The organism is Microbacterium sp. Leaf436, assembly GCF_001424715.1.
GTDB lineage: Bacteria > Actinomycetota > Actinomycetes > Actinomycetales > Microbacteriaceae > Microbacterium.
This window is the reverse complement of sequence record NZ_LMRB01000002.1, coordinates 471,844-485,279: the sequence shown is the minus strand read 5'-3', so window position 1 is coordinate 485,279 and position 13,436 is coordinate 471,844. Positions and strand designations below refer to the sequence as shown.

The 13,436-nt window shown below is 72.2% G+C and carries 13 protein-coding genes; 2 read left to right on the top strand and 11 right to left on the bottom strand.

What is annotated here, in order from left to right; all coding sequences use genetic code 11:
• Nucleotides 1-50: 50 nt before the first annotated feature.
• The 7 genes from ASG45_RS06565 to ASG45_RS06535 form a co-directional block, all read right to left on the bottom strand.
• Nucleotides 51-980, bottom strand: coding sequence for a glycosyltransferase family A protein (locus tag ASG45_RS06565; protein WP_055834452.1), 930 nt, complete (start codon nt 978-980; stop codon nt 51-53).
• Nucleotides 981-1,022: 42 nt separating this feature from the next.
• Nucleotides 1,023-2,126 carry a hypothetical protein gene (locus ASG45_RS06560; protein ID WP_055834450.1) on the bottom strand — a complete coding sequence of 368 codons (1,104 nt, stop codon included), beginning with the start codon at nt 2,124-2,126 and terminating at the stop codon, nt 1,023-1,025.
• A complete protein-coding gene (locus tag ASG45_RS06555; RefSeq protein ID WP_055834448.1) occupies nt 2,123-3,589 on the bottom strand; it encodes an LCP family glycopolymer transferase in 1,467 nt (488 codons plus the stop codon). Before ASG45_RS06555 ends, ASG45_RS06560 begins: the two co-directional genes overlap by 4 nt.
• Nucleotides 3,586-4,053 (bottom strand): 5-(carboxyamino)imidazole ribonucleotide mutase, encoded by a 468-nt coding sequence (gene purE, locus ASG45_RS06550; protein WP_055835907.1) that lies wholly within the window; start codon nt 4,051-4,053, stop codon nt 3,586-3,588. Before purE ends, ASG45_RS06555 begins: the two co-directional genes overlap by 4 nt.
• Before the next feature lie 104 nt (nt 4,054-4,157).
• Complete coding sequence (locus ASG45_RS06545) at nt 4,158-5,291, bottom strand: 5-(carboxyamino)imidazole ribonucleotide synthase (protein WP_055834445.1); 1,134 nt, start codon at nt 5,289-5,291, stop codon at nt 4,158-4,160.
• A gap of 87 nt (nt 5,292-5,378) precedes the next feature.
• Nucleotides 5,379-5,933: a PH domain-containing protein gene (locus ASG45_RS06540; RefSeq protein WP_055834442.1), complete on the bottom strand. Its 555-nt coding sequence runs from the start codon at nt 5,931-5,933 to the stop codon at nt 5,379-5,381.
• Between the two features lie 118 nt (nt 5,934-6,051).
• Entirely contained in the window at nt 6,052-6,834 is a 783-nt protein-coding gene (locus ASG45_RS06535; RefSeq protein ID WP_055834439.1) for a biotin--[acetyl-CoA-carboxylase] ligase, read from the bottom strand.
• Between the two features lie 159 nt (nt 6,835-6,993).
• Here ASG45_RS06535 and ASG45_RS06530 point away from each other — a divergent pair, with 159 nt between their 5' ends.
• Nucleotides 6,994-8,583: an acyl-CoA carboxylase subunit beta gene (locus tag ASG45_RS06530; RefSeq protein WP_191926318.1), complete on the top strand. Its 1,590-nt coding sequence runs from the start codon at nt 6,994-6,996 to the stop codon at nt 8,581-8,583.
• A complete protein-coding gene (locus ASG45_RS06525) occupies nt 8,580-8,828 on the top strand; it encodes an acyl-CoA carboxylase epsilon subunit (RefSeq protein ID WP_055834433.1) in 249 nt (82 codons plus the stop codon). The genes ASG45_RS06530 and ASG45_RS06525 overlap by 4 nt, the downstream gene beginning before the upstream one ends.
• A gap of 241 nt (nt 8,829-9,069) precedes the next feature.
• Here ASG45_RS06525 and ASG45_RS06520 read toward each other — a convergent pair whose 3' ends face one another.
• The 4 genes from ASG45_RS06520 to ASG45_RS06505 form a co-directional block, all read right to left on the bottom strand.
• Entirely contained in the window at nt 9,070-10,104 is a 1,035-nt protein-coding gene (locus ASG45_RS06520; RefSeq protein WP_082509295.1) for a hypothetical protein, read from the bottom strand.
• Nucleotides 10,101-11,357 (bottom strand): sensor histidine kinase, encoded by a 1,257-nt coding sequence (locus ASG45_RS06515; protein ID WP_055834427.1) that lies wholly within the window; start codon nt 11,355-11,357, stop codon nt 10,101-10,103. The genes ASG45_RS06520 and ASG45_RS06515 overlap by 4 nt, the downstream gene beginning before the upstream one ends.
• Nucleotides 11,350-12,018 carry a response regulator transcription factor gene (locus tag ASG45_RS06510; RefSeq protein WP_055834424.1) on the bottom strand — a complete coding sequence of 223 codons (669 nt, stop codon included), beginning with the start codon at nt 12,016-12,018 and terminating at the stop codon, nt 11,350-11,352. Before ASG45_RS06510 ends, ASG45_RS06515 begins: the two co-directional genes overlap by 8 nt.
• Before the next feature lie 61 nt (nt 12,019-12,079).
• Complete coding sequence (locus ASG45_RS06505) at nt 12,080-13,333, bottom strand: class I SAM-dependent RNA methyltransferase (RefSeq protein ID WP_055834421.1); 1,254 nt, start codon at nt 13,331-13,333, stop codon at nt 12,080-12,082.
• Between the last annotated feature and the right edge of the window lie 103 nt (nt 13,334-13,436).

Genomic DNA, 13,436 nt, shown 5'->3' with positions numbered 1-13,436 from the left:
CGTGGCTTGAGTGACGGATGGGAATATTGCGTGGAATCGGTAAGCGGCCGTTACCGACGCCCGAGGCGGCGGCGCCACCCCCGCAGGCGCGAGAGAACCGGCTGGTGCGCGTCGATCTCGCGCCGCAGATCGTCGCGGATCTCGGCCCGCAGACGCTCCGCGACGCCGTCGAGCTGAGCGCTCAACTGGGCCTGCAGGGCCGACATGTACAGCGGCAGACCGGCCCCCTCCCGCTGCACCCACTCGGCGAGGGCGCGGTCGCGCACGACGGCGTCGTCGCGGGCGTGCTCGGCGGCCAGGCCGAACATGCTGTTGGCGTCGAGCCCGACGGAGTCGGGGCGCTGCGTCCAGAAGGCCAGGGGCTCCCCGCCGAGGAAGCCGATGTCGTGCCCGCGCAGGATGCGCAGGTAGAAGTCCCAGTCCTCGACGGCGTCGAGGGTCTCGTCGTACCCACCCACCTCGTCGTGCAGCGCACGGCGGTAGACGAACGAGATGGGCACCGCGCGGTTGACCGACATCATCTCGCCGAGTGAGATCCGCGTCATGCCCGCCCAGAAGGGGGCCCGGCCGACCTCGACCCACGCGCCGCCGCGGTTCTCTTCGTAGACGATCTCGGTCGCCGCCGAGACGGCCGCCTGGTCGGGGTGCGCGTCGAGCCAGGCACCGGTGCGGGCGAGGAACTCCGGATGCCACCGGTCGTCGTCGTCGTGCAGCACGACGTAGTCGGTGCGCAGGGAGCGGATGCCGGCGTTCGCCGCCGCGCACCGCCCTCCGTCTCCCGGGGCGATGTGGATGACGTCGACGCGATCGCCGAGCTCCGCGGCGGCGACGATCGCGTCGACCTCGGCGGGGTCTCCCCCGTCGTTGACGACGACGAGACGCCACTCGGTCTCGGTCTGGGCGGCGATGTCGGTCAACGCCCGCCGGAGGAATCCGGGACGCTGACGGGTGCGGACGACGATCCCGACGGGTGCAGGCATGCGTCCGAGCTTAGGGGGCCGTCGCGCTGTCGTCCGCTGCGGTCACAACTCGGCGTGCAGGGCCCAGACCCGGTCGGCGCAGGCCTCCCAGGCGAAGCCCTTCGCCCGGTCGCCGGCGAGGACCCGCAGTCGGTCGGCGTCTTCTGCGATGGCCCGTGCCACGGCCGCGCCCAGCTCGTCGGCGGCCGCGAAGACCGCGGCGTCGGCGAGCACCTCGCGGTGCACCGGGGTGTCGAGGGCGACGATCGGCACGCCCACGGCGAGCGCGTCGACCGTGCGCCACGGCCAATCGGTGCGTCCGCACGCGGTGACGAAGGCCGCGGCGTGCGAGAGCACCGCCGCGCGGTCCCAGCGGTCGAGGGAGCCGCGCGCGTGCACGCGGGCCTCGGCGAGACCCGCCGCCGCCGCGATGTCGGCGATCGCCGGTTCCTCCCCCTCGGGGACGTCCAACACCACGACGTCGCCCTCCCAGCCCGAGGCGACGACGGCCGAGAACACCTCGGCGAGTCCGTCCGAGGCGGCGGCACCTCCGGCGGCGGCGAGGAACGACAGGGGCAGATCGAGCGCGCGCAGGCGTCCCACGGCATCCGAGGGAACGCGCAGGCCCGCGGCGGGGGCGCCGCCGATGACGCGCACCTTCTGCACGAGCTTGGATTTGGCGACCTCGGCGAGACGCTCGGCCATCGCGTGGGTGGGAACCACGACGGCGTCGGCGTGCTTGGCGACGCGCGAGAGCAGGGCGCGGCTCGCGAGGATCTCGGCCTTGGGCAGCTCGTCGGGCGTCTCCCAGGCGCGCAGATCCCACAGGGTCACCACGATCTGGTGCGTCTCGTTGACGCGGTCGTGGCGCACGAGGGGGGCGAGGGCGGTCGGCGAGTGGATGAGACCCTTGCCGATCCCGGGGGCGACCCCGAGCTGCCACGAGGTCGCGAGCTCGCGACGGCGCACGGCCAGGCGCGTCTCGGAGGTGAGCCCGGTCACGCCGACGTCGTCGGGCAGCCCGGGCGCGGGGACGATCGACGCCACGTCGCAGCCGCGCGGGGCGGTGTCGACGAGCGCCTGGGTGAGAGACGCCGAGGCCTCCGCGAGGTCGCGCGAGGTCGGCGAGACGAGTTGGTCGAGGACGACGCGCAGGGTGACGGTCATGGGGTGGGGCTTTCCGTCTCGGTCGGCGGGTGCAGTCTGTCGCGCACCATCTGCTGCACCTGGGCGTAGTCGGGGTCGAACTCGTCGACGCCGCCCTCGGGGGTCAGCTCCAGCGTGCCGACGGGCTGTCCCTTGGCCTTCAGCGCGAGGTCGACGAGCGTGGGGGCGATGAGGCCCTGCGGAAGGTCGGTCTCGACGACGTTCGTTCCCGCCTTCGCGACCTCCTGGAAGTGCGAGAGCACGTTCTGCGGCGTGAACTGGGCGAGGATCGCCTCTTGCAGCTGCCGCTGGCGACCCATGCGGTCGAAGTCGCTGGTCGTGTAGCGCGAACGGGCGAACCACTGGGCGGTGTCGCCGTCCATGTGCTGCGCGCCCGCTTCGACCCAGCCGAACGCCCAGTCGTCGACGGGCTGCCCGTCGTAGGCGGGGCCGCCCTTGGGCAGGCGCTCGTTGACGGTGATGTCGATTCCGCCGAGCGCGTCGATGACGTCGGCGAAGCCCTTCATGTCGATGAGCACGTAGTACGGGATCTGGATGCCGAGGATGCCCTCCGCCGCGTCTTTCGTGGCCTCGATGCCGGGCTCGGAGCCCTGCGACACGGCGTTCGGGTACAGCGCGTTGCCGTCCTGGCACACCTCGACCTCGGTGCGCAGCTGATTGATGCCGCTCCCCCACCCGCAGGTCGGGTCGAACTTGCCCTCGTGGCCGTTGGGGTACTCGTCCTGCATCGGGCCCGGAGCGAAGGGGAAGCCCGGCATGTCGCGCGGGATGCCGGTGATGGTCGTCGCGCCGGTGGTGGCGTTGACCGAGACCACCGAGATGCTGTCGAAGCGCATGGAGTCGCGCCCCTCGCCGGAGTCGGCGCCGAGGAGGAGGATGTTGTAGTACCCGTCGGACGGCGGCACGACGGGCGCCGACTGCGAGAAGATGTCGGCGAACGCGTCGCGCGTGGCGCCCGCAGTCTGCGCGGCCCACGCCGCCCCCGAGCCCGAGAGCACGAGCAGGCCGACCGAGACGATCGTCATGCCGATCCTCGCCACGGGCCCGACCTTGACCAGGCGCACCAGACGCAGGGTGTCGATCGTGAGCACGACCCACAGCACGACGTAGGCCATCAGGGCGATCTGCACGAGGGTGAGCGGCAGCGGGCGAAACCACGACAGGAACTCGGGGATGAACGAGCCCGTCGCCAGGGCGAAGAATCCGCTCGGCCAGAGCGCCGCACCGACGGCGGTGAGCACGAGGATCGCCCACATCGCGAGGGTCGCGCCGAGGCCGATGCGCCCCAGGCGGCGGTTACCGGCGAGCACTTGGGCCGACCCCGGCACGAGGAAGTTCATCACGACGAGCCACCAGCCGCGGCGGGTCATCACGGAGAGATCGGAGGCATCGGGGTTGCGCAGCGGGCGCGACTCGATGAGCGGCGCCTGCCGGCGGGGGCGCGGCGGGGCCGCCACGCTCACAGGGAGTCCTTCAAGCGGCGGTTCTTCTCTTCGACCTGGGCCTCGAGGTCGCGGGCGTACGACTCGATCCGATCGGCCACCGCGTCGTCGGAGGTGCCCAGGATGCGCGCGGCGAGCAGCCCCGCGTTCTTCGCCCCGTTGATCGAGACCGTCGCCACCGGGATGCCGGCGGGCATCTGCACGATGCTCAGCAGGGAGTCGAGGCCGTCGAGGGTCGCCAGCTGCACCGGGACGCCGATGACCGGCAGGGCGGTGACCGAGGCGAGCATCCCCGGCAGGTGCGCGGCGCCTCCGGCGCCCGCGATGATCGCGCGCAGCCCCCGGCCGCGGGCCTCGCGGCCGTAGCGCATGAGCTTGTCGGGGGTGCGGTGCGCCGAGACGACCTCCACCTCGTGGGGGATGCCGAACTCGGTGAGCATCTGAGAGGCGTCGCTCATCACGCGCCAGTCGGAGTCGGAGCCCATGACGACGCCGACCACGGGCGTCTCGGAGGAATGCAGCGGCCGGGTCACCGGTCCAGGGTAGGGCGGCTCGCTGGAAGAAGCCGGAACGGCGCGCGAGCGCGGGCTCAGTCGAAGAACGCCGCGGCGCCGCGCGCCTCGTAGACCACATCGTCGAGGTCGTCGCCGATGACGGTGACGTGCCCCACCTTGCGACCCGGCCGGGGAGCCTTGCCGTAGGTGTGGATCTTCGCCGACGGGTGGGCGGCCATGGCCGGCGCGAAGCGCTCCTCGAGGGTGCCGTCCACGGGACCGCCGAGCACGTTGATCATGACGGACCACGGGGCGATGGCATCCGTGGACCCCAGCGGCAGGTCGAGAACCGCGCGCAGGTGCTGCTCGAACTGGCTGGTGACCGCCCCGTCCTGCGTCCAGTGCCCGCTGTTGTGCGGGCGCATCGCGAGCTCGTTGATGAGGATGCGCTCGTCGGTGGTCTCGAACAGCTCGACCGCGAGCATGCCCGTGACCCCCAGCCCTTCGGCCACGGCGACGCCGATCTCGGCGGCGACGCGCTGCACCCGGTCGGCCGCGCGGGGGGCCGGGGCGAGCACCTCGGCGCAGACGCCGCCGCGCTGCACGGTCTCGACGATCGGGTAGGCGCGCACCTCGCCCGACGGACGCCGCGCCACCTGCTGCGCGAGCTCGCGGGTGAAGTCGACGAGTTCCTCGACCAGGAGCGAGCCCCCGTTGCCGTCCTCGGCCAGGGCGGCGAACCAGTCGTCGGCCTCGGTCGCGGCCGACACGACGCGTACGCCCTTGCCGTCGTACCCGCCGCGCGGGGTCTTCACCACCGCGCGACCGCCGTGGTCGTCGAGGAAGGACTGCAGGTCGGCGGCGTCGGAGACGGCCGCCCACTCGGGCTGCGGGAGGCCGAGCTCGGCCATGCGTCGACGCATGACGAGCTTGTCCTGCGCCACCCCCAGGGGGGCGGGACCCGGGTGCACGGCGACACCGGCATCGACGAGGGCGGCCAGGACGTCCTGCGGCACGTGCTCGTGGTCGAAGGTGATCACGTCGACGTCGCGCGCGAACGCCAGCACGGTGTCGACGTCGCGGTAGTCGCCCACGGCGGTCGCCGCCAGCGCCGCGGACATCCCCTCGTCTTCGGCGAGAACGCGGATCTCGAGCCCCAGCTCCACGGCGGGCGCGATCATCATCCGCGCCAGCTGTCCGCCACCGACCACTCCGACTCGCAGCACCATGCCGCTCCTTCCGTCGGCATCCATTCTGTCGGGCCCGTCACGGGGGCGCGAGCCGGATGCCGCCCACTCCGGGAGGCGCCGCTCGGGTCAGACGTCGACCGAGCCCGAGCCGAACGTCTGCGAATCGCGGTGCGCCAGGATCTGGTTGACCTCGACCTGGTCGACGAGGGTCTCGTGCACGAGCACCGCGTTCGGGATGTTCTTCATGCGCAGCGCCGGCTCCACGCCGTTCGACAGCGACAGGGTGCCCGCGCCCCACAGGCGCTGCAGGATGCCGCGCCGCATCTGGATCGCGTAGCCCCGCACGTGCGAGATCTCGCGGTGGTTCGCCCCGAACGGTCCCGAGCGTTCGATCACCCGGCGCGTCGTGATGGTCCAGGTGTGCGAGAGCCAGACGAGGAACGGGATGACCACGAGCAGCAGAACGAGCGCCCCGGCCGTCGTCAGCAGCATCCAGTTCTCGTACGGCGCCGGGAGGTTGTCGTAGAAGTAGGCCGTCGCCCCCGCGACCGCGATCAGGACGAGGCCCGACCACGTCAGACGCCGCGCGTGGGCCCGCAGTCGCGCGATGCGCAGTTCCGGCGCGGCGGTGCCCGGCGCCGGCGTGCGCGGGCGCCCGATCGAGCTGGTCGGCTGGGTCACGTTCTCATTGTGCGGCGTGAGCCGCGTCAGACCCGTCGCACACGCGGAACGGCGGCGGGGTCATCGCCCGTGCGCCCTCACGTCCGTCGGCGCGCGTGCCCGTCGGCGCACGTGCCCGTCAGCGCACGTGGACGACGTCGCCGGCCGAGACGATCGTCTCGATCGTTCCGGATTCGACGACCAGGCGACCATCCCCGTCGAGGCGCGACGCGCGCCCCCGCACGCTCGTTCCGTCGGGAAGCGAGACCGTGACCTCGCGCCCGATCGTCGTGCACAGCTTCTCGATGTCGCGGTGCACGCGCTCGGCTCCTCCCGACGACAGGTGCGACAGCAGCTCGTCGAAGTGCTCGACATAATCGGAGAGCAGCCGGTCGTCGTCGCACTCGGCACCGATCGCGGCGAACGAGGTGGCCGTGGTCACCGGCAGATCGGCACGGCTCATGCGCGTGTTGATCCCCGCGCCGACCACGACCGTGTCGAAGGTCCCCGGCACGGCCTCGGCCAGGATGCCGCAGATCTTGCCGCCGTCGACGAGGACGTCGTTCGGCCACTTGAGCTCGGCGGTGCCCCCGTGACCGGTCAGCTGGGTACGGATCGCCCGCGTCATCGCGGCGCCCGCCGCGAGCGGCACCCAGCCGCGCAGCGCGAGGGGGATCGTCGAGGCGTCGACCACCAGCGACACCGCGAGCGCGGTCCCCGCCGGCGCCGTCCACGACCGGTCCAGCCGCCCGCGCCCCGCGCGCTGGTCGTCCGTCACCAGCAGCGACAGATGGGGCCATCCGGCCGGATCGTGCGTGACCGCGGCGACGACGTCGGCGTTCGTGGAGTCGGTGGTCTCGACCACCTGGACACGGGGGCTCCGGGCCGCGGTGCGCGGGTAACCGTCTGAGGGAATCGCCATGCACCACACCCTAGGGATCCCGCCGGATCGGGGCACCCGTCTTGCGCCTCGGCGCGTCACCGGGCAGGGACGGCGGTGGACGGATGCCACAGCACCCCGCGGTTTCGCTTGTGCGTACCCTCCAACGCCGGTGCCGTCGCGGTCGCTAGGGTGGAAAGCGTGACCGACCAGCCCGATCTCTTCACCACCGCCGGCAAGATCGCGGACCTGCGCACCAGGTTCCAGGAGGCGGTCGTCGACGCCGAAGCCGCCGCCCGCGACAAGCAGCACGCGAAGGGCAAGCTCACCGCGCGCGAGCGCCTCGAGATGCTGGTCGACCCCGGCTCGTTCGTCGAACTCGACGAGTACGTCCGCCACCGCACCACCGCCTTCGGCATGGACAAGTCCCGCCCCTACGGCGACTCGGTCGTCACCGGCACCGGCACCATCCACGGCCGCACCGTCGCGGTGTACGCGCAGGACTTCTCGACCTTCGGCGGGTCGCTCGGCGAGGTCGCCGGCGACAAGATCATCAAGGTGATGGAGCTGGCCCTGCGCAGCGGCATCCCGATCATCGGCATCCTGGACTCCGGCGGAGCGCGCATCCAGGAGGGCGTCGTGGCCCTCGGCAAGTACGGCGAGATCTTCCGCCTGAACACCGCGGCCTCGGGCGTCATCCCGCAGATCTCGCTCATCATGGGCCCCGCCGCCGGAGGGGCCGTGTACTCCCCCGCCCTCACCGACTTCGTCATCATGGTCGACAAGACCAGCCAGATGTTCGTCACCGGTCCCGACGTGATCAAGACCGTCACCGGCGAGGACGTCGGGATGGAAGAGCTCGGCGGCGCGCACACGCACAACACCCGCTCGGGCGTCGCGCACTACCTCGCCGACGACGAGGACGACGCGATCGACTACGCGCGGAGCCTCATCGGCTACCTCCCCGACAACAACCTCGCCGAGATCCCGGTGTACGACACCCCGTTCGAGTTCGAGACGACCGATGCCGATCGCTCGCTCAACACGGTCATCCCCGACTCCCCCAACCAGCCGTACGACATCCACACGGTCATCTCCGGGCTCGTCGACGGCGCCGACTTCCTCGAGGTGCAGCCGCTGTTCGCCCCGAACATCGTGATCGGCTTCGGCCGCATCGAGGGACGCACGGTCGGCATCATCGCCAACCAGCCGTCGCAGATGGCGGGCACCCTCAACATCGACGCCGGCGAGAAGGCCAGCCGGTTCGTGCGCTTCTGCGACGCGTTCTCGATCCCCATCGTCACCCTCGTCGACGTCCCCGGCTACCTCCCCGGCACCGACCAGGAGTGGACCGGCGTCATCCGCCGCGGTGCGAAGCTGCTGTACGCCTACGCCGAGGCCACCGTGCCGCTGGTGACGGTGATCCTGCGCAAGGCCTACGGCGGGGCCTACATCGTCATGGGCTCGAAGCAGCTCGGCGCCGACATCAACCTCGCCTGGCCCACCGCCGAGATCGCCGTCATGGGCGGTCAGGGCGCGGTCAACATCCTGTACCGCGGCGAGATCAAGCGCGCCGAAGAGGCCGGCGAAGACGTCGCCGCCGTGCGCACGCGCCTGGCCAACGAATACACGTACAACGTGGCATCGCCGTTCCTCGCCGCCGAACGCGGCGAGCTCGACGGGATCATCGAACCGGCGCAGACGCGCGTGTCGATCGCCAAGGCCCTGCGGGCCCTGCGCAACAAGCGCGCGAGCCTGCCCGCCAAGAAGCACGGGAACATCCCGCTGTGAGCCGGCCGAGCACCGACGCCGGGATCGACCCCGGCGCACCGCGCGCCGTTGCCGAGGTCGTCCGCGGCACCCCCACCGAAGAGGAGCTGGCTGCGGCGGTCGTCGTGGTCAGCGAGGCCTACCTGCGCGAGGTGGCCGACGCCACGGTGCCCGAGACCGCGACGCGCTCGCGGTGGGAGCTCTCGGCGCGCGGGCTGCGCCGGCCGCTCGACCGCATCGCCGGCTGGAACGGATTCACCGCCTGAACCTCGGAAGTGTCCCCCGAAATGCCTACAGACGACGGTGGGACAACTGTCGAATACTGGAGGAGCTGGAACGCATCATGCGTTCGGTCGGACCGCTCTGAGAGCCGGTTCCGGCTTTGCGGGCAGTTTTCGGGTAACTGTCCGCCCGGGTGAGGGGTCGGCGATCACGCCGCCCCTCACCCCTCGGTCTTCTCGGTGCACGTGCGTCGGCGGTTCCCCCCTCAGCCCCCGGCCCCGGCTGTCAGCGGGGTCGGCGGATCTCCCGCCAGAGGTCGACCTCATCGTCGTCGCCGGAGCCGCCCTCGCCGCGGGAGCGCCCGACGACCGTCACCGCCACCTCGTGGTGCGGCGACGTGCGGATGATCAGGCGCTCCGAGACGGCATCGCTGAGGACGGATGCCAGTTCCGTGCGGATGTCGTCGAGGTCGGCCGCGCCGAGCCCCGCGAGCCCACCCTCGTCGAAGAGGTTCACCACGGCCCCGCGCCGGCGCGCAGCGTCGATCTCGGCGCGGACGCCGTCGTCGAGCAGGCGTGTGCCGCGCAGCTCGTCGCGGAGGCTGGCCTCGGCGCGGCGCGCGGCGGCCTTGTCGGACGGCCGGAGGTTGCCCCCCGACTCGATGGTGCGGGCCAGCACGGGGCCGGCCGCCTGCAACGCCCGCTGCACGTGGATACGACGTTCCCGCTGCCGGCCGCTCTGCGAAGCCTGCCAGGCCGACGCGGCCTGCTGCAGCTCCGCGAGATGGTCGGCGTCGCGGGCCGTGCGATCCAGAGCGATCATCACGAGCTGGGCGGCGGCGACCCAGACCAGCGAGCCGACGAGACCCAGGCTGAAGGCGGCGAGGGGTCCGAGCCAGAACGACGCCGACAGGGTGAGCACCGCCATGCCGACCCACGCGACGATCGGACGCCGACGGATCATGATGATGGTCATCAACGCGCCGATGGCGCCGATCACCCAGGTCACGAACGGTTGCGTCCGGCCCGCCTCGGTCACCGCGAAGAAGGTCGCGTTGGGGACGACGACGGCCGCCAGCATCGCCAGCGCCACGCCCCAGTTGGGCACGCGCCGCGCCACCCGGGGTTCGGCGGACTGCTCGGGGGTGCCCGTGCCGATCGCGAAGACCCACAGCCACGTCACCGGCAGGTACAACACGAGCGCGGCCACGATCAGCCACCCGCGTTCGACGGTGTCGGGCTCGGTCCACAGCAGACCGCGCGCCGCGAGATAGGCGGTGAATGCGAGGGCGATCCCCGAGAGGATGGAACGGACGGTCACCAGCGGTCACCGCTCTCCCACTCGAGCGTGACGGTGGTGCCCGTCGGACCCGACTCAATGTCACTGCGTCCCCCGACCGCCGTCAGGCGGGCGATGATCGAGCCCCGGATGCCGAGACGATCGGGCTGGATCGAGTCGAGCACGAATCCGCCTCCGGAGTCGCGCACGCGCACGGCGACGCCTCCGGGCGCGGCATCACCGGTGAGCTGGACGGTCAGCCCCTGCGCGTCGGCGTGCTGCACGGCGTTCGCGACGGCCTGCATCGCCGCGAGCACGAGCGCACGGGCCACGCGTCCGGGCACGCGGGGAGTGCCCTCCTCGACGCGGCGCGCCACCTCGATCTCCACACCCAGGTCGCGCGCGGCGATCTCGATGTCGTCGGCGAGCCTCGAGGCGGGGACCGGCTCGTCGCTGCCCTCGAGGGCGTCCTTCTCGGCGTTGGCCAGACGCGTGAGAGCCTCACGCGCCATGCTGACCGCGAGGGTCCGCTCCCGCGGGGTGCCGGCGCGCTCCGCGGCCAGCAGAGCCCCCAGCACGCTGTCGTGCATCAGGGCCGCCACCGCGATGCGCTCGTGCTCGCTGGCGGCGGTGGCCGCCGCGGTCGCGTAGCTCGACACCGCGAGCGTGCGCGCCTGGTCGACGTTGGCCGCGATCGAGCGGTACATCCACGCCAGGGTGAGCAGCACGCTGCCGAGGATCAGCGCGAACGACACGTCGAGCAGGATCGGCACGATGAACTCGGGCCGCCCGCCGGCCTGCACCAGCCGCACGACGCCGAACAGCAGGGGTGCGGCGAGCGTCCACGCGATCTGGAACGGCAGCGGGAAGGCCACGACCGCGGCGACCGTGGCGACGTTGACGAGGTAGAAGATCCACGGGTTCTCGGTGGGCACGGGGGTCGGGCCGCCGGCCGTGGCCACCGGCCAGAGCGCGAGCGCGACCAGGAAGAGAACGGCGAAGATCCCCGAGAACGTGCGGGCGAAACGCCCCACCGCGCACGCCACGATCATGGCGACGAGCGGGACGAACACGCCGATGACGAGGGGCAGATGCCATCCCGCGGCCTCGTCGCCCGGGACGAACGCGGCGACGAACGCCTGAGCCCCCAGGACGAGGGACGCCGGCCCCACGATGATCGTGAGGACCCGCTCGATGCGGGTCTGCGTGAAGGAACCCGTGTCGGCTTGGACCTCACGAGTGTGGGGGATGCGTCCCCACGCTTCGTCCAGGACCGACCGGTCGTTCTCACCCATGGCCCGCGGGGGCGTCGGGCGCGTCGTGCAGGATGCCGTCTTCCATGGCCCGCCGCAGCAGGTCGACCTTGGTCGGCGCCGGGCGTCCGACCTCGACGTACTTCACCCGCACGCGCGTGATGTTCTCTTTCGCGGTCGAGTACGCCACTCCGAGCCGCTCTGCGACGGCTTTGAGCGGCAATCCGGCCGCGTACAGCCGCAGGACCTCGCGCTCACGCGCCGACAGCTGAGCGTCGGCGAACTCGCGGTCGCCCTCGACCGCGCTGGCCCACTCGACGTTGTCGAGCAGTTCGCCGCGGGCGACCACCGCGATGGCGCCCAGGACCTCGTGCGTCGGAGACGACTTGCTCACGATGCCGGCCGCTCCCGCGGCGAGCGCCTCGCGCACCGCGGCGGCGCGATCGGCGACGCTGTGGATGATGACGCTGGATCCGTCGCGCACGACGCGGTCGACGTTCTCGGACACCGTCGTGCCATCGCCGAGGGTGAGGTCGAGGACGACGACATCGGCCGGCGACGTGGCCGACGCGCGACGCCAGGCGAGGTAGGACGAGACGTTCGCGCCGGAGAAGACCACATCGGTGGCTTCGGTGCGCGTCAGTGCGGCTTCGAGTCCGAGCCGGACCGACTCGTGATCATCGATGAGGGCGACGCGCGTCATTGGTTCATCGTATCCATGCGGAGGTGCCGTGCGAGGGCTTGCAGACCCGCCGATCGGCGGGTCATCGGCGAAGAACGGCCACCGCTTCGACGTGATGCGAGTGGGGGAACAGGTCGACGCCGCGGATTCCGCGATCGGCGCGATACCCCAGGTCGGCGAATGTCGACAGATCGCGGGCCAGGGCCACCGGGTCGCACGCGACGTAGACCACCGTCGAGGGGGCCAGGGCGGCGATGCCCTCGACGACCTCGCGGCCCGCCCCCGCGCGCGGCGGGTCGAGCAGCACCACGCCGCGCCCGAGGCGCTCGCGTTCGCGCTCCGAGGCGTCGGCGGCGAGCTTGGCGACGAAGCGGTCGGCGCGAGCCGTCTCGGCGCGCGCACCGATCCACTCGGCCAGGTTCTCGCCCGCGTGCTCGGTGGCGCGCGGGTCGGACTCCACGCTGACGACACGCGTCGAGGGGCCACCGAGATCGCCGAGGGTGGCGGCGAACAGGCCGACCCCGCCGTACAGGTCGAGGTGCAGCGCCTCGGGGTCGAGGCCGCCGATGGCCGCGATCTCTTCGGAGACCAGCGAGGTGAGGGTGCGCGCCGCGAGGCGATGCACCTGCCAGAAGCCGCCGGCGTCGACGCGGAACACGCGATCCCCCACGCGCTCCTCGACGACCTCGGGCGCGGGACGCGATTTCACGCCGTCGGGTCGCACGAGCACCCGGACGCGGCCGTCGGCCGGCTGGACGAGATCGATGCGACCCGGCTCACTCCCCCGCAGGGCGGCGGCGGCGCGGGCGACCTCGGCGGTGGCGAGGGGCAGGTCGGGCGTCTCGATCACGCGATGCGAACGGGCGGCGTACGCGCCGACGCGGCCGCTCTCGTCGACGTGCAGGCTCACGCGGGTGCGCCATCCCGTGCCGTCGGCGGACTCGGGGTCGGCGTCATCGCCGGCGGAACGCACCTCGACCGGGAGGTCGAGGCGACCCACGCGCTCCAGGGACTCGCGGATGACCCGCTCCTTCAGCGCGCGCTGGTGCTCGAGGGCGATGTGCCCGAACTCCGCACCGCCGGGACGCTCTGCCGGATCGACGTCGATGTCGGCCGCCGCCCACACGTGCGGTCGCCGGTCGGCTGCGGCGTCGAGCACCTCGACGGCCTCGGCACGCCAGAACGCCTTCTTGCGCGTGTCGGTGACGCGCGCGCGCACGCGCTCGCCGGGCAGGGTGTCGGAGACGAACACCACGCGCCCCTCGTGCCGCCCGACGAAGACGCCGCCGTGCGCGATACCGGTGATGTCGAGATCGATGAGGTCGCCGTCGTGCATCCTCCGAGCCTGTCACATGCCGCCGGGACACCGCGCGGGGCCGGCGCCGCGGACGGAGCACCGGGAGCCTGTCGAACGGCGGGGCGGTTGCGACGGCCCCGAC